8 protein-coding genes, 11 tRNA genes and 1 rRNA gene (1 of these 20 cut by a window edge) are annotated in these 16,527 nt (G+C 55.3%); all 20 read left to right on the top strand.

All coding sequences use genetic code 11. The annotated features are described in order from the left end of the window. Nucleotides 1–2,196 (top strand): 23S ribosomal RNA (locus tag GXP70_RS27510) (it extends 731 nt beyond the left edge of the window). Nucleotides 2,197–2,281: 85 nt separating this feature from the next. Then, a tRNA-Asn gene (locus GXP70_RS27505) sits at nucleotides 2,282–2,357 on the top strand. 5 nt (nucleotides 2,358–2,362) lie between these two features. After that, nucleotides 2,363–2,438: transfer RNA gene (locus GXP70_RS27500), tRNA-Thr, on the top strand. A 9-nt stretch (nucleotides 2,439–2,447) separates the two neighbouring features. Beyond that, nucleotides 2,448–2,522, top strand: a tRNA-Glu gene (locus tag GXP70_RS27495). 14 nt (nucleotides 2,523–2,536) lie between these two features. After that, nucleotides 2,537–2,612 (top strand) — tRNA-Val (locus tag GXP70_RS27490). Between the two features lie 8 nt (nucleotides 2,613–2,620). Further along, nucleotides 2,621–2,696: transfer RNA gene (locus GXP70_RS27485), tRNA-Gln, on the top strand. 7 nt (nucleotides 2,697–2,703) lie between these two features. Further along, a tRNA-Lys gene (locus GXP70_RS27480) sits at nucleotides 2,704–2,779 on the top strand. Between the two features lie 34 nt (nucleotides 2,780–2,813). Next, a tRNA-Leu gene (locus GXP70_RS27475) sits at nucleotides 2,814–2,893 on the top strand. A gap of 340 nt (nucleotides 2,894–3,233) precedes the next feature. Further along, nucleotides 3,234–4,073: an ABC transporter ATP-binding protein gene (locus tag GXP70_RS27470; protein WP_162359779.1), complete on the top strand. Its 840-nt coding sequence runs from the start codon at nucleotides 3,234–3,236 to the stop codon at nucleotides 4,071–4,073. Nucleotides 4,074–4,229: 156 nt separating this feature from the next. Beyond that, nucleotides 4,230–4,304 (top strand) — tRNA-Gly (locus GXP70_RS27465). Between the two features lie 3 nt (nucleotides 4,305–4,307). Beyond that, a tRNA-Arg gene (locus GXP70_RS27460) sits at nucleotides 4,308–4,384 on the top strand. Between the two features lie 27 nt (nucleotides 4,385–4,411). After that, nucleotides 4,412–4,488, top strand: a tRNA-Pro gene (locus tag GXP70_RS27455). An 11-nt stretch (nucleotides 4,489–4,499) separates the two neighbouring features. Continuing rightward, nucleotides 4,500–4,573, top strand: a tRNA-Gly gene (locus GXP70_RS27450). 323 nt (nucleotides 4,574–4,896) lie between these two features. After that, on the top strand, nucleotides 4,897–7,707 hold the full coding sequence (gene ppc / locus GXP70_RS27445; RefSeq protein WP_162359777.1) for a phosphoenolpyruvate carboxylase: 2,811 nt from the start codon (nucleotides 4,897–4,899) through the stop codon (nucleotides 7,705–7,707). Between the two features lie 471 nt (nucleotides 7,708–8,178). Beyond that, nucleotides 8,179–8,745 carry an RNA polymerase sigma factor SigW gene (sigW, locus tag GXP70_RS27440; RefSeq protein ID WP_162359776.1) on the top strand — a complete coding sequence of 189 codons (567 nt, stop codon included), beginning with the start codon at nucleotides 8,179–8,181 and terminating at the stop codon, nucleotides 8,743–8,745. Between the two features lie 129 nt (nucleotides 8,746–8,874). Then, nucleotides 8,875–9,504 (top strand): zf-HC2 domain-containing protein, encoded by a 630-nt coding sequence (locus tag GXP70_RS27435; RefSeq protein ID WP_162359774.1) that lies wholly within the window; start codon nucleotides 8,875–8,877, stop codon nucleotides 9,502–9,504. A 138-nt stretch (nucleotides 9,505–9,642) separates the two neighbouring features. After that, the gene (gene cdaA / locus GXP70_RS27430; protein WP_162359772.1) at nucleotides 9,643–10,482 is read left to right on the top strand and encodes a diadenylate cyclase CdaA; all 840 of its coding nucleotides are present in this window, start codon (nucleotides 9,643–9,645) and stop codon (nucleotides 10,480–10,482) included. Then, nucleotides 10,475–12,061, top strand: a complete 1,587-nt coding sequence (locus GXP70_RS27425; RefSeq protein WP_162359771.1) for a CdaR family protein — start codon at nucleotides 10,475–10,477, stop codon at nucleotides 12,059–12,061. Before cdaA ends, GXP70_RS27425 begins: the two co-directional genes overlap by 8 nt. Nucleotides 12,062–12,081: 20 nt before the next feature. Then, on the top strand, nucleotides 12,082–13,428 hold the full coding sequence (glmM, locus tag GXP70_RS27420) for a phosphoglucosamine mutase (protein ID WP_162359769.1): 1,347 nt from the start codon (nucleotides 12,082–12,084) through the stop codon (nucleotides 13,426–13,428). Between the two features lie 820 nt (nucleotides 13,429–14,248). Next, entirely contained in the window at nucleotides 14,249–16,081 is a 1,833-nt protein-coding gene (gene glmS / locus GXP70_RS27415) for a glutamine--fructose-6-phosphate transaminase (isomerizing) (protein ID WP_162359767.1), read from the top strand. The last annotated feature ends 446 nt before the right edge of the window (nucleotides 16,082–16,527 follow it).

The raw sequence follows: 16,527 nt of genomic DNA, 5'->3' as shown, positions 1-16,527 counted from the left end.
GATCTACCCCTGTCCAGGGTGAAGGTGCGGTAACACGCACTGGAGGCCCGAACCCACGAATGTTGAAAAATTCGGGGATGAGGTGGGGGTAGCGGAGAAATTCCAATCGAACTCGGAGATAGCTGGTTCTCCCCGAAATAGCTTTAGGGCTAGCCTCGGTGTCAAGAGTCGTGGAGGTAGAGCACTGATTGGGTGCGGGGCCCGCCAAGGGTTACCAAGTCCAGTCAAACTCCGAATGCCATGTACTTATAACCGGGAGTCAGACAGTGAGTGCTAAGATCCATTGTCAAGAGGGAAACAGCCCAGACCATCAGCTAAGGTCCCCAAGTGTGTGTTAAGTGGGAAAGGATGTGGAGTTGCAAAGACAACCAGGATGTTGGCTTAGAAGCAGCCACCATTTAAAGAGTGCGTAATAGCTCACTGGTCGAGTGACTCTGCGCCGAAAATGTAACGGGGCTAAACACACCACCGAAGCTATGGCTTGATGCGTATGCATCAGGGGTAGGGGAGCGTTGAATGTACGTTGAAGTCAGACCGTAAGGACTGGTGGAGCGCATTCAAGTGAGAATGCCGGTATGAGTAACGAAAAGACAAGTGAGAATCTTGTCCGCCGTAAGCCTAAGGGTTCCTGAGGAAGGTTCGTCCGCTCAGGGTAAGTCGGGACCTAAGGCGAGGCCGAAAGGCGTAGTCGAAGGACAACAGGTTGATATTCCTGTACCACCGTAAGCCGTTACGAGCAATGGGGTGACGCAGAAGGATAGTGACGCGGGCTGATGGATGCCCGTCCAAGCAGTGAGGCTGATGCGTAGGCAAATCCGCGCATCGTAAGGCTGGGCTGTGATGGGGAGCGAAAATTGCAGTAGCGAAGGTCATGCGTTCAGGCTGCCAAGAAAAGCCTCTAGCCAGGCGAAGGTGCCCGTACCGCAAACCGACACAGGTAGGCGAGCAGAGTATGCTAAGGCGCTCGGAAGAACTCTCGTTAAGGAACTCGGCAAAATGACCCCGTAACTTCGGGAGAAGGGGTGCCTCGGTAGGGTGAATAGCCCGAGGGGGCCGCAGTGAAAAGGCCCAAGCGACTGTTTAGCAAAAACACAGGTCTGTGCGAAGCCGTAAGGCGAAGTATACGGGCTGACGCCTGCCCGGTGCTGGAAGGTTAAGGGGAGTGGTTAGGGGTAACCCGAAGCTATGAACCGAAGCCCCAGTAAACGGCGGCCGTAACTATAACGGTCCTAAGGTAGCGAAATTCCTTGTCAGGTAAATTCTGACCCGCACGAATGGCGTAACGACTTGGGCGCTGTCTCAACGAGAGATCCGGTGAAATTTTAATACCTGTGAAGATGCAGGTTACCCGCGACAAGACGGAAAGACCCCATGGAGCTTTACTGCAGCTTGATATTGGACTTTGGTACGATCTGTACAGGATAGGTGGGAGCCTGAGAAGCCGGAGCGCCAGCTTCGGTGGAGGCATCGTTGGGATACCACCCTGATCGTATCGGAGTTCTAACCTGGTACCGTGATCCGGTACAGGGACCGTGTCAGGTGGGCAGTTTGACTGGGGCGGTCGCCTCCTAAAATGTAACGGAGGCGCCCAAAGGTTCCCTCAGAATGGTTGGAAATCATTCGTAGCGTGCAAAGGCATAAGGGAGCTTGACTGCGAGACCTACAAGTCGAGCAGGGACGAAAGTCGGGCTTAGTGATCCGGTGGTACCGCATGGAAGGGCCATCGCTCAACGGATAAAAGCTACCCTGGGGATAACAGGCTTATCTCCCCCAAGAGTCCACATCGACGGGGAGGTTTGGCACCTCGATGTCGGCTCATCGCATCCTGGGGCTGAAGTAGGTCCCAAGGGTTGGGCTGTTCGCCCATTAAAGCGGTACGCGAGCTGGGTTCAGAACGTCGTGAGACAGTTCGGTCCCTATCTGTCGTGGGCGCAGGAAATTTGAGAGGAGCTGTCCTTAGTACGAGAGGACCGGGATGGACGCACCGCTGGTGTACCAGTTGTTCCGCCAGGAGCACCGCTGGGTAGCCAAGTGCGGACGGGATAAGCGCTGAAAGCATCTAAGCGTGAAGCCCCCCTCAAGATGAGATTTCCCAGTACGTAAGACCCCTTGAAGACGACGAGGTTGATAGGTTCGAGGTGGAAGCGCAGCAATGCGTGGAGCTGACGAATACTAATCGGTCGAGGGCTTATCCAACATGCATGCTCTTCAGCTAATGAAAGACCTTCGCAAAGGTTCGTATCCAGTTTTCAGGGTGTAAATCACCCGAATTACATACCGTTCCCTGATAGCTCAGTTGGTAGAGCACTCGACTGTTAATCGAGTTGTCACAGGTTCGAGTCCTGTTCGGGGAGCCATTCATGCTCTCATAGCTCAGTAGGTAGAGTGCATCCATGGTAAGGATGAGGTCACCGGTTCGATCCCGGTTGAGAGCTCCAGATTTTCAAGGCCCGTTGGTCAAGTGGTTAAGACACCTCCCTTTCACGGAGGTAACAGGGGTTCGAGTCCCCTACGGGTCACCATTCTCTCTCAACACGGAGGCTTAGCTCAGCTGGGAGAGCATCTGCCTTACAAGCAGAGGGTCGGGGGTTCGATCCCCTCAGCCTCCACCAGAATATAGTGGGGATTAGCCAAGCGGTAAGGCAACGGACTTTGACTCCGTCATTCCCTAGGTTCGAATCCTAGATCCCCAGCCATCTTTTTGAGCCATTAGCTCAGTTGGTAGAGCACCTGACTTTTAATCAGGGTGTCGTAGGTTCGAGTCCTACATGGCTCACCATTTTCCGCTCAAGAAAATGGAATTTGAATACTATGCGCGTATGGCGGAATTGGCAGACGCACCAGACTTAGGATCTGGCGGGCGACCGTGGGGGTTCAAGTCCCTCTACGCGCATCAGATAAGAGACCCTCAATGATAAGGGTCTCTTTGTGCATAACATGTGTATAAGTCTAGTCTTGGCATGTGTAAGCCAGGCATGCATGCAATGGCGTATCCACAGTCACAGCTCAATTATTGTGTATAGGGCTAATTGTTAACGGAGTGCTTGCGCAAGCTCACGTCAAGCAGGTTATTCATTCGAAATGTGAATATTTAGACGGACGAAACAATTTATTTCCTATACATATTTGAAAACGCTTGACGCATTTATTGAGAATGGTTATCATTATTATTGACTATTACAGTGAGAATTATTATCACTATTTAATAAAAGCAACCGCAAGGGGTGGATGGAATGAACGCAATGCATACGAACAACTTGAACATCGGATACGAAGAACGTCTGATCGTCGAGGACTTGAATATAACGATTCCCAAAGGCAAAATCACCGCTCTCGTCGGTGCGAACGGATCCGGCAAATCCACGATCCTGAAAACATTGGCAAGGCTGATGGCGCCGTCGAACGGAACGGTCATGCTGGACGGCAAGTCCATCCATAAGCAGTCAACCAAGGAAGTTGCGAAGCAGCTTGCGATCCTCCCGCAGAATCCGACGGCTCCGGACGGGCTGACGGTATCGGAGCTCGTGTCGTATGGGCGTTTTCCGTATCAGCGCGGATTCGGCTCCTTGAACAAGGAGGATCGGGCCATTATTCAATGGGCGGTCGAAAGCACCGGACTGATGGAGTTCAGAGATCGGCCCATTGACCGTCTGTCGGGCGGTCAACGCCAGCGTGCATGGATTGCCATGGCGCTTGCGCAGCAGACTGACCTGCTCTTCCTGGATGAGCCGACAACCTATCTGGACATGGCGCATCAACTCGAGGTGCTGGAGCTGCTCCACCACTTGAACGCAACGGCAGGCAGAACGATCATTATGGTCGTGCATGACCTGAATCACGCTTCCCGCTATGCGCAGCATATGGTAGCCATTAAGAAGGGGAAGGTCGTCAGCGTAGGCGCTCCGGAGAATGTCATGACCAAAGAGGTTCTGCGCGAAGTGTTCAACATCGAGACGGATATCATTCCGGATCCGCGCACAGGCGTGCCGCTGTGCTTCCCGTTTGCGCTTGCAGGCGAGACGATGCACGAGTTAGCCCAAGAGCCGGTATTGGAGCCGGTGAAGGTAAGCTAGCTTCCCGTTAGAACGGCTGGTTATAACTATGCAAGGCTCAACAGAATGCATCCCGAAAAAAAGTTTGTTTTCTTCCTCAATTGGGGTTGCATTCTGTTTGGGTCCATGATATATTATTACTTGTCGCGCTTGAGAAAAAGCGACTGACATTGAAATGCGGAAGTGGCTCAGCGGTAGAGCATCGCCTTGCCAAGGCGAGGGTCGCGGGTTCGATTCCCGTCTTCCGCTCCATACGTGCCCTTAGCTCAGCTGGATAGAGCATTTGACTACGAATCAAAAGGTCGGGAGTTCGAATCTCTCAGGGCACGCCATTTATTTTCTCTAAAAGATTTGCATATCGGGATGTAGCTCAGCTTGGTAGAGCACCTGGTTTGGGACCAGGGGGTCGCATGTTCGAATCGTGTCATCCCGACCATTCACTTCTTTGCGGGTGTAGTTCAATGGTAGAACTTTAGCCTTCCAAGCTAATAGCGTGGGTTCGATTCCCATCACCCGCTCCATAATACATATTCAAGCCTTGGGATCCCAAGGCTTTTTGTTTTACCTCGTGAATATTCCTTTTCCTTCCATCCGTGAAAAAGCTACTCTGGTCACGTGATTTGTAGTATGATGGTTAGAGTTTATTAAACCGTCGTTTCCGGTTAATTTGGCTTATAGTGAAGCTTGCTGAAGGCAATTGCCGAAGATAAGCCGTCAAAATATACATTTAGGGCAGCGTTCTGCATCAAAAACCGAAGATTATGCTTTTGGCTGGTGTTGCTTAAGCAAACCAACGACAAGCCTAAGATAGGGTTTGGCACCGCAACCTGAAGGAGGATTAGGAATGTCGGAACAGGCTGGTACAACAATGACTACAAACCGACCGCAAGCGAACAACTTGCTGCGACGTGACGTGCGTTTCCTGGGCAACATTTTGGGGGATGTGCTCGTTCATCAAGGCGGCCGCGAACTGCTGGAAACCGTTGAGAAGATTCGTGAAATGAGCAAAACGCTTCGTTCGGAGTTTCTGCCGGAGCTGGACGGGGAGTTCAAACAAGTGATCGATACGTTGACTCCTGCGCTGCGTCACCAAGTCATTCGTGCATTTGCGATTTATTTCCAATTGGTGAACATCGCCGAACAGAACCACCGGATTCGCCGCAAACGCGATTACGAGCGTTCTTCGGGCGAGAAGGTACAGCCTGGCTCGATCGAAAGCGCCATTCAGGTGCTGAAGGATCAGGACATCTCCGTAGATAACGTGAAAACGATCATCTCGGACATTTCCCTGGAGCTGGTTATGACGGCGCATCCGACGGAAGCAACGCGCCGCGACGTGCTCGATATTCATCAGCGCATCGCAGCCGAGATGATGGAGCTGGACGATCCTACGCTGACGTTCCGCGAGCGCGAGAAATTGCACGAGAAGCTGCTGAACGAAGTGTTGACGCTCTGGCAAACCGACGAGCTGCGCGACCGTAAGCCGACCGTTATCGATGAAGTGCGCAACGGCATGTACTTCTTCGACGAGACGCTGTTCGAAGTGCTTCCGAACGTCTATGAAGAACTCGAACGCTGTCTGGATAAATATTACCCGTCCGCCGAACCTTGGCATGTTCCGACCTATCTCCGCTTCGGCTCTTGGATCGGCGGCGACCGGGACGGCAATCCGTCCGTTACGGCTAACGTCACGTGGGAAACGCTGCGCTTGCAGCGCAGCCTTGCGCTTAAGAAGTACGAAGAGCTGCTGAAAGACGTAATGGGACAGCTGAGCTTCAGCACAAGCATCATTAACGTCTCGGACGAGCTCATCGAGTCCATCAAGAAGGACCGCGAGCAAGTCGAGCTTCGCTGCGTGGACATCTGGCGCAACGAGAAGGAGCCTTACCGCATCAAGATCGGCTACATGATGGAGAAGCTGGCCAATGCGTTCGACGAGTCTCTGAAAGGCTCTGCGAAGCGCTACAACAGCGCTGAAGAGCTGAAAGCGGATCTGCTCGTCATCGACCGCAGCCTGCGCCATCATTTCGCCGACTATGTAGCGGATACGCATATTCGCAAGCTGATTCGTCAAGTCGAACTGTTCGGGTTCCACCTTGCAGCGCTCGACGTTCGCCAGCACAGCAAAGAGCATGAGAACGCGATGACGGAAATCCTCGCGAACATGAACATCGTCGCGAACTACGCTTCGCTGTCCGAAGACGAGAAGATTAACCTGCTTCACACGCTGCTGAACGATCCGCGTCCGCTGACTTCGCCGCATTTTGCTTATTCAGAAGGCACGCGCGAATGCTTGGACGTCTACCATACGATTTACCGGGCGCAAGCGGAGTTCGGGACGAATTGCATTTCCAGCTATCTGATCAGCATGACGCAAGGCGCCAGCGACATGCTGGAGGTTATGGTCTTCGCCAAAGAAGTAGGCTTGTTCCGCAAAGAAGCAAGCGGCAACGTGACGTGCACCCTGCAGGCGGTGCCGCTGTTCGAAACGATCGACGATCTTCATGCGGCGCCTGGCATCATGGAGCAGCTGTTCGCGCTTCCGGTGTACCGTCAGGCTGTGGAAGCTCGCGGCAATCTGCATGAAATCATGCTCGGCTATTCCGACTCCAACAAGGACGGCGGCGTCGTGACGGCGAACTGGGAGCTGCGCGTAGCGCTGAATTCGATTACGAGCTCGGCGAAGAAATTCGGCGTGAAGCTGAAGTTCTTCCATGGCCGCGGCGGCGCGCTTGGCCGCGGCGGCATGCCGCTCAACCGCAGCATCCTGGCTCAGCCGCCTCACACGGTCGGAGGAGGCATTAAAATCACCGAGCAGGGCGAAGTCTTGTCTTCGCGTTACTCGCTCAAGGGCATCGCATACCGCAGCCTGGAGCAGGCGACTTGGGCGCTCGTAACGGCTTCGCGCCTGGCGAAGTATCCGGAGCAGGAAAACGCCGCAACGGCGGAATGGGAAGAAATTTCGCGTACCATTTCGGAGACGGCGCTCACGAAGTACCAGGATTTGATTTTCCGGGATCCGGACTTCATGACGTTCTTCAAGGAATCGACGCCGCTGCCGGAAGTCGGCGAGCTGAACATCGGTTCGCGTCCTTCGAAGCGCAAAGGAAGCGACCGCTTCGAAGATCTTCGCGCAATCCCTTGGGTGTTCGCATGGACGCAAAGCCGCTATTTGCTGCCGGCATGGTACGCCGCGGGAACGGCGCTGCAGGAGTATGTGCAGGACGACGCGAAGCGTCTCGATACGCTGCGCGAGATGTACGAGAAGTTCCCGTTCTTCACGACGTTGATCGATAACCTGCAGATGGCGCTGGCCAAGGCGGATCTGCAAATCGCGAAGGAATACGCGGGCATGATCGCCGATCAAACGATCCGCGACCGCATCTTCACCCAGATCGAAGAGGAGTACGCGCGCACGTCCTCGTTCATCTTGCAGATTACGGGGCAGGAAGAGATTCTGGACAACGTACCGGTAATCCAGGAATCGATCCGCCTGCGCAACCCGTACGTGGATCCGCTCAGCTACATGCAAGTGCAGCTGCTGAAGGAACTGCGCGAGCAGCGCGCCAAAGGCGATGCCGACGACCTGGAGCTGCTCCGCGAAGTGCTGCTCACGATCAACGGCATTGCGGCGGGTCTGAGAAACACGGGTTGATCCAGACGATTGGTTTGTGAACCCGGCAGGGTTCGCAGCATTCGTCTAACCGCTGATTGGATTGCGTCGACGTTAGGAGACGCAGCATTTCAGCATACGGATGATTGGTTTGCACGGTAATCAGATCGTGCAGCATTCATCCAAAGAAGATTGGATTGCGTCGACGCTCGGAGACGCAGCACAAACATTTATCCACAGACCAAGCGGCTGTGGATAGCAGCAAGCCGGTCCCCCGGAAATGGAGCTTATCCATGAAGGGGGCCGGCTTTTTTATTGCAAAACGAATGTGCTATCCACAACTCGTGAATGAATTGTGGGGAAAATGTGGATAAACCTGTGGATAGCGAAAACGCCGCAGCATGGCTACTCGGCTTACATTTCCTTTTCCCCTCCATTCATTGCCTCCAAGCGCCAATTAACGGTATAATCATAAAGTCGTGTAAAGGATACGGCGGGTTTGGAGGAGTGCATTTGATATCAGTTGAGGCGAGATTAGCGAAATTGGCGCTGCAAGGCGATCAACGGGCTTTTGCCGAGATCGTGGAGCTGTATCAGGACAAGCTGTACCATATGGCTTACCGGATGCTGTACAACCGGCAGGAAGCGGAGGATGTCGTGCAGGACGTGTTCCTGCGTGTATATAAAAATTTGGAGCGTTACGACACGACGATGAAGTTCTCGACCTGGATTTACCGGATCGCCACGAACTTGTGCATCGACCGCTTGCGCAAGCGCAAAGCCGTCTATTCGCTGGATGCGGAGTCGGGGGAACACGAAGGGCTCGACGGGTACGCGATGATTCCAAGCGAAGACCGGACGCCGGAGACCGAGCTGCTCCTGTCGGACACGCAGCGGATCATTCATCAGGCCATTGCGACGCTGCCGGCCAAATACAAGTCGGTCATGGTGCTCCGCTATCTGGAGGATCTCTCGCTGCAGGAGATCGGCGACGTGCTGGATATGCCGGTCACGACCGTGAAGACGAGGGTGCACCGCGGGCGGGAGTTTCTTCGCAAGAAACTCGAGCATAAGCTGTAGGAAACGGGTCTTTATACCGGGTTCCCATTATTTGGGCGGCCGCGGATTTCATAAAAAAGTGAAACATTCACAGGTTTCGCACGTATCGAATACTACTGTGAAATTACAACGAAGAAAGGACTGGCTGCTATGAATTGCAACGTCGCCATCATGCTGATGCATGATTATTTGGACGACGAGCTGCCCCTTGACGATATCGCCGGGCTGAAAGCGCATCTGGAATCCTGCTCGGCATGCCGCGCCCGCTTGGATCAGCTGGAACAGACGGAAGCACTCGCGCATAGGGTGATGGACACGCATTTCGTCGTTACAGCGGATCAATCCGCGCAGCTGACACAGCGCATCATGAGCTCGTTGCCGGTCAAGCGCCGCACGACCGGGGCTGGCTTCACCAGATGGGTCCGGAATCATCCGGCCGTGTCGGTTGCGGCCGTGTTCATGCTCGTGATGTTCTCCAGTTTCCTGGCGATGTGGCAGCAGGACAGTCAATTGGCAGTTCGGGGACCCGATCTGGCGGAGGTCGTCATCGAAGGCGATACCGTCACCGTGCCCGCGGGGGCGCATGTTAACGGCGATTTGACGATCGAGAACGGCAAAGCGAACGTACTCGGCGATGTGGACGGCGATGTGACCGTCATCTCGGGATCGCTGTATGAGGCTTCAACCGCGCATATTTCCGGAGAAGTAAAACAGATTGACCAGGCGCTGGACTGGTTTTGGTACAAAGTGACGACTTCCATCAGCAGTCTGGCCTATTGATTTGCTGCCTCCCGTGTGCGGGAGGTTTTTTTATAGCGGAAAAGAGGATTTACAACCCCGTTTCTAGAAAATAATAAGGTTATAATTCCGATAAAAGGATCAACTTGCGGTAGGCATGCGGTCTTTGGGGGTTGACGGATGAACTATTTTGACGATATGACATGGACGGTATTGATTAAGGACATTATCGATATTTCCGTCGTTAGCTATATTATTTATAAGCTGATCCTGCTCGTTCGCGGCACGAAGGCCGTTCAGCTGTTCAAAGGGATTCTCGTGCTTGTGGTCACTTGGGCGATCAGCACCTGGTTCGACCTGTACACGTTGAAGTGGCTCATGAACCAGATGTTCACGCTCGGCGTGTTCGCGGTGCTCGTTATTTTCCAGCCGGAGCTTCGCCGCGCGCTGGAACAGCTGGGACGGGGCAAATTGTTCAGCCGCACGTCCGTGGAGGATTCCGATACGAGCGACCGGATTAATGCCATAATTAAGGCGCTCAACTATATGGCCAAGCGCAAGATCGGAGCGCTGATCGTGTTCGAGCGCAGCACCGGACTTCAGGATTACACGGAGTCCGGGATTCGGATGGAATCCGTCGTCAGCTCGGAGCTGCTCATTAATATCTTCATCCCGAACACGCCGCTTCATGACGGCGCGGTCATTATCGGGGGCAATCAGATCAAAGCGGCCGGGTGCTATCTGCCCTTGTCGGAGAATCCGTTCATCAGCAAGGAGCTGGGGACGCGGCACAGAGCGGCAATCGGTATCACGGAAGTGTGCGACGCCGTATCGGTCATCGTCTCCGAGGAGACGGGCCAAATCTCGCTCGCGGTCGGCGGCATGATCGTTCGCGACATTAAAGAAGAATCGCTGATCTCGAAGCTCTACGAGGAGCTGAACCCGAAGCCGAAGACGCGCGAGCGCCAAGGCATGAAGATTCCTTTCTGGAAACGGAAGGGAGGCGATCAGCGTGGATAAATGGCTCAATAACCCGACGGCGCTCAAAATCATTTCCCTGCTGATCGGGATTCTCATGTGGGCGGTCGTTCACTTCGACTCCGAAGAGACGCCGAAAACGGTATCGACGCTGATGGAAACGCGCAGCATCGACGCGGTTCAGATTAAGCCGATCGGCATGGACGATAAGAACTATGCGCTGCGGCTGCTGGACCCGGAAGAGGTGCAATTGACCGTTCGCGGCTCGCGGTCCGATCTGCTGCTTGCTTCGCATAACAATGATTATCAGGTCACGGTAGACTTGAGCAAAGCGAGCGAAGGACGGATGGTGCTGCCGGTAAAAGTCAATCTGCCCCGCGGGCTCGAGCTGATCGAGGCAAGGCCGAGCAACGTGACGGTCGTATTGGAGCGGCTGCTGACGAAAGAATTTGATGTGACGATTCATACTGAGGGTACGCCCGGCAAAGGGTATAAGACCGGTCAGCCGCTCGTGAAGCCGAACGGCCGCGTTCACGTGACCCTTCCTTCGGACGAGATGAGCCAGGTGGCGTTTGTCGGCGGTACGGTGTCCGTCGAAGGCGAGGAAGATACGATTACCGACAAGAAGATGAAGCTCGTGGCACTGGACAAGGATGGCAATGAGCTGACGGACGCGGTGATCAGCCCGAACGTCGTCGAGGTGGAAATCCCGATTACGAAACCGTTCAAGAAGCTGCCGCTGCAGGTTAGCTTCACGGGAGCTTTGCCGAACGGACTCGCGGTTTCGTCGTTCAAGCAGAGCGTGGACGCGATTACGATCTACGGGCCGCAGGATGTGCTGGATAAATATGAATTTTATGATGATTTGACAATAGACTTGTCGCAATTGAAACAATCGGGTACGATGGTTCTCGATGTCAAACCGGGCAAAGATATCGCGTCGGTCGATCCGGCGAAGGTATCGTTCGACTATACGATCGTGCCTGCGGAGACGAAGACGCTGACGAAACTGCCGGTTACGTTAATCGGCCTATCCGACGGGCTGCAAGCGCAAATTACGATGCCGGAGGACGGGCGAGTCGATGCCTCCATCGACGGCGCGCCGAATACGCTTGCCGCGATCGGCAACAAGGACGTACAGCTGGTAGGGGATTTAAGCGGCCTCGGGCCGGGCAGCCATAACGTGCCGCTCGTGATGCATCTGCCGCGATTCATCAGCCAATCGTCCGGGCCGCCGCTAAGCATTTCGGTGACGATTACGGATGGCACGGCGCCGCCGGCAACCGCTCCGGCGGATGACGGCAGTACGCCTGCGGCGGGACAGCCGTCAACGGATCCGGGCGCCGCGGGCGCTGGAGCGAATGGCGCGGCCAACGGTGCCGCGGACCATGCTGCGGGGAACGCCGGCAACAACGCGGCGAGCAGCGACAAAGGCACCGGCAACAGCAAGGATACGGGCAACAGCGGCAAGAACGCCGGCACAGGCGAAGCTTCGCCCGGCACGGACGCGGCGACGAATGGGAGCGAGACGCCGGGGAATGCGCCGCAGACGAACGGCGGCAGTACGAATGGGAGCAAGGAGACAACGACGAACGTTGAACCGGCGAACGGAAATCAATAATCAAAGGGGATCTTACAACGATGGGAAAATATTTTGGAACAGACGGCGTCCGCGGTGTCGCAAATCGTGAACTTACGCCGGAGCTCGCTTATAAAATCGGCCGCTGCGGCGGCTATGTGCTCGCCGGACAGGCGGAGAAGCCGAAGGTCGTCATCGGGCTGGATACCCGGATCTCGGGACCGATGCTGGAAGCGTCGCTGATCGCGGGCTTGCTCTCGATCGGCGCGAGCGTCGTTCGCCTTGGCGTCGTATCGACGCCGGCCGTGGCTTATTTGACGCGCGTGCTGGGCGCGGATGCGGGCGTCATGATCTCGGCTTCGCATAACCCTGTCGAAGACAACGGCATTAAGTTCTTCGGCGGCGACGGCTTCAAGCTGTCCGACGAGACGGAGAACGAGATCGAAAGGCTCATGGATGCGGAAGTCGACACGCTGCCGCGGCCCGAGGGCGGCGATATCGGGACGGTAACGGTGAACGATTCGGCGATCCGGCTCTTCGTCGATTTCTTGAAGACGACGATTTCCCACTCGTTTGACGGACTCAAGATCGTGCTGGACTGCGCGAACGGCGCGGCGCATGAGATTGCCCCTACGGTATTCCGGGAGCTTGGCGCGGAAGTCATCACGGTCGGCGCCGAGCCGAACGGCTTGAATATTAACGACGGCGTCGGCTCGACGCATCCGGAGTATCTCCGCGAAGCCGTGCTGCAGCACGGCGCGGACTTGGGCCTCTCCTTCGACGGCGACGCGGACCGGCTGATTGCCGTCGACGAGAACGGTGACGAAGTCGACGGCGACTTCATCCTCTGCATCTGCGGCGATGCGATGAAGCGGGCAGGGAAGCTGAAGAACGATACGGTCGTGACCACGGTCATGAGCAACATCGGCTTCTTCAAGGCGGCGCAGAAGATCGGTCTGCAGACGGCGCAGACGGCGGTCGGCGACCGCTACGTCATGGAAGAAATGCGGCGCGGCGGCTTCAACCTGGGCGGCGAGCAGTCCGGCCATGTGATTTTCCTCGATTACAACACGACCGGCGACGGTATTCTGACCGCGCTGCAATTGACGGAAACGCTCGTCGCGTCCGGCAAGAAGCTGAGCGAGCAGAAGCAGCTGATGCGCAAATATCCGCAGGTGCTGATCAACGTGCGCGTGGCGGATAAGAACGCGTACAAGAGCAATCCGGCCATCGCCGCGGTCATTGCGGAAGTGGAGCGGGAGCTTGGCGATAACGGTCGCGTGCTCGTGCGTCCATCCGGCACGGAGTCGCTGATCCGCGTCATGGCGGAAGGTCCGGAGAAGGCGCAAGTGGAAGCTCACGTGGCGCGTATCGTCGATACGGTCCGTGCGGAGATCGGCGTCGAATAGCGAATGGCGATGCAGGCGTAAGGCAACCCTGGGCGTGATGTCAGCGAATGGGGTTGCCTTTTGTTGTGGCGTGTCATGCGGCGGAGGGGAGTGGATCGAGCGCGAAAAAACGCGTGTTGTAAGCGGTTGCCGAAAGAATTGGTTGCACGTTCCCGACAAAATGCATATAGTAAGAGGTGACATTCAGGAAGGAAAGCGAGGGTAGAGGGTATAGCATCACTTAAGCGCCAGAGCTTGCGCTTATTCCTACAGCTGCTGCAGCGTCCTATACGGAACGGATGCTGCGGATCAATTATCGGCTGTATGAACGGCAAGCTGACGAGGTGGAGGTGTTCGAAATTTTCGGCGGGGACCTCCCGGTATCGCATTCAACCGAAAGCCGATTCCCAAATAGACCGGGCGACTGGTCTGACAAACGATCGGCAGGATGCTCTATAGCAATACGAAGCGTACGCGGCAACGGAGGCCGTATGCGCGGTTCAGGTGCAGGTTTGTGTCTAATGCGAATAAGACAGATGGGACGCAGGCAGTCGGCAACGCTGTTCTGTACGTCTGTCTCGGTTCATGCTACACGGATTCGCCGAAAGTAGGCGATTCGTCGTTCGTGGACGCATAGGTCGGCTTGTTTAAGTGCGACTGTGACGTCGTATGGTTGGCAGCGCGCGGTTTGCAAACGCGTTAGGCTGCGCTTTATTTCTTATTGTCTAAATCAACGATGCGGGACAATGCCGGCGAATTAGGGCGGCTTTGCGCCGCCACGCTTTGACCAATTCAATGGCATCCGTTGCCGCATGAATAATCGATAACGGAGGCTATTCATATGTGTGGCATTGTAGGATACATCGGTAAACGGGATTCGCAGGATATTTTGATCGAGGGCTTGAAGAAGCTGGAATACCGCGGTTACGACTCGGCGGGCATCGCCGTGTTCACGAAGAACGGGCTGGAAGTGCGTAAATCGATCGGGCGCTTGGCGAACCTGGAGGAGAAGCTGGGCGGTCAGCCATTGGAAGGTTCGGTCGGCATCGGGCATACGCGCTGGGCGACCCACGGCAAGCCTTCGGACGTCAACTCCCATCCGCATACGGACAACTCGCTGAAGTTCTCCGTCGTGCATAACGGCATTATCGAGAATTATCTGGATTTGAAAGAAGAATTGATCGCCAAGGGCTGCAAGTTCGTATCGGAAACGGACACGGAGGTTATCTCCCATCTGGTCGCGGACGAATACGACGGCGACATCGTCAAAGCCGTTCAGCGTGCGGTGAAACGGATGCGCGGCGCTTATGCGCTCGGCGTCTTGACGGAATATGAGCCCGATCGCCTCGTTGCGGTGCGCTTCGCAAGCCCGCTCGTCATCGGCGTCGGCCAAGACGAGAATTTCATCGGTTCCGATATTCCGGCCATTCTGGAGCATACGCGCGACGTGTATATTCTGAATGACGGCGAGATGGCGATTCTGACGAAGAATAGTGTCGAACTGATGACGATCGATGGTGGATTTATTTCCAAGGAAATATTCCATGTCGATTGGGATCTGGAGACGGCGGAAAAGGCCGGATTCGATCACTTCATGCTGAAAGAGATTTACGAGCAGCCGAAGGCTTACCGCAACACGATGATGGGACGCATCTCGGATGACGGTCGTTCCGTCGTCCTGAACGAAATCGGCATGACGGCCGAGCAAATTCGCGCGATTCGCAACGTGCATATCGTTGCTTGCGGAACGGCGATGCATGCGGGGCTCGTCGGCAAGTCGGTCATCGAGAGCCTGGCCCGGATCCCGGTTGAGACGGACGTTGCGTCGGAATACCGTTACCGCTCGCCGATCATCACGAAGGAGACGCTTGTCATCGTCGTCAGCCAATCCGGCGAGACGGCGGATACGCTCGCTGCGCTGCGCGAAGCGAAACGCAACGGCGCGCGCGTGCTGGCGATCACGAACGTCGTCGGCAGCTCGGTAGCCCGCGAAGCGGACGATGTCATCATCACGCAAGCCGGACCGGAAATTGCCGTCGCTTCGACCAAAGCGTACACGTCGCAGCTCATCGCGTTCTATCTGCTCGGCCTGTTCCTGGCAGATACGCTCGGCACGCGCAAGGCGGACGATATAGCGACAATCATCGCGGCGATGGATTCCTTGCCGGAGCAGGTGGAGCGGATTCTGGAGAACGCGGCCGTGCTGAAGCAGGTAGCGGAATCGCTGTCGAAGCATAACAACCTGTTCTTCATCGGCCGCGGCGTCGACTTCGCGGTGGCGCAGGAAGGCTCGCTGAAGCTGAAGGAAATCTCGTACATTCACTCCGAGGCGTATGCGGCAGGCGAGCTGAAGCATGGTACGCTCGCGCTGATCGAAGAAGGCATTCCGGTCATCTCGCTCATCACGCAAGAGGAGCTGTACGAGAAGACGCTGAGCAACATCAAGGAAGTCAAGGCACGCGGCGCGCATGTGCTCGGCCTGGTCAACGCCGGCAGCGAAGAAGAAGTCGGCAAGTCCGTCGACGAGCTGTTCGCGATTCCGAAGACGCTGCCGCTTCTGGCGCCGGCCCTGTCCGTGGTGCCGCTGCAGCTGATCGCGTATTACGCTTCCCTGGCGCGCGGCAACGACGTGGATAAGCCGCGGAATTTGGCGAAGAGCGTGACGGTGGAGTAAACGGAGTTAATTAACGTGGCGTGTTGAATCATTCGTATGGGTTATATAAAAGCCGCTGTTGTGAAACGAATGCCGAAGGTACGGAGCAGCCGTAGAAATCAAATTTGTTAAATGAAAACCCGCTGAGTGTTACTCGGTGGGTTTTTCGTCTGATTTCGCCTTCGTCGGCTTGCAGGCTGTTCTGCGCGGGGGAAACCCGGGGATAATACCGACACTGAACAATGTTTAGTATCGACGTGAAATTCAGCCGATCCTGTAAAAAGTGACGATTGACTATTCTAGGAGTCCTTTTATGCTTGTAAATTTAATAGAACGAGTTTTAAAAAAGCATATAAACATATTGGCGATGGAGATTAAAGTGACGATTTACAAATCCTCCTTATCTGACATACAGTTTATCCAAGGTAACGTCTCCACTTTGCCGCGGTTCGATTAAATAGGAGCAG

The sequence above is a fragment of the Paenibacillus lycopersici genome, from assembly GCF_010119935.1.
In the GTDB taxonomy this organism is placed as follows: domain Bacteria; phylum Bacillota; class Bacilli; order Paenibacillales; family Paenibacillaceae; genus Paenibacillus_Z; species Paenibacillus_Z lycopersici.
The sequence above is the reverse complement of the archived record's forward strand: the minus strand, read 5'-3'. Positions and strand labels throughout refer to the sequence as shown.

Coding starts and splice junctions, on each gene's coding strand:
- GXP70_RS27470 (WP_162359779.1), top strand. CDS start 3,234: ATGAACGCAATGCATACGAACAACTTGAACATCGGATACGAAGAACGT.
- ppc (WP_162359777.1), top strand. CDS start 4,897: ATGTCGGAACAGGCTGGTACAACAATGACTACAAACCGACCGCAAGCG.
- GXP70_RS27435 (WP_162359774.1), top strand. CDS start 8,875: ATGAATTGCAACGTCGCCATCATGCTGATGCATGATTATTTGGACGAC.
- cdaA (WP_162359772.1), top strand. CDS start 9,643: ATGAACTATTTTGACGATATGACATGGACGGTATTGATTAAGGACATT.
- glmM (WP_162359769.1), top strand. CDS start 12,082: ATGGGAAAATATTTTGGAACAGACGGCGTCCGCGGTGTCGCAAATCGT.
- glmS (WP_162359767.1), top strand. CDS start 14,249: ATGTGTGGCATTGTAGGATACATCGGTAAACGGGATTCGCAGGATATT.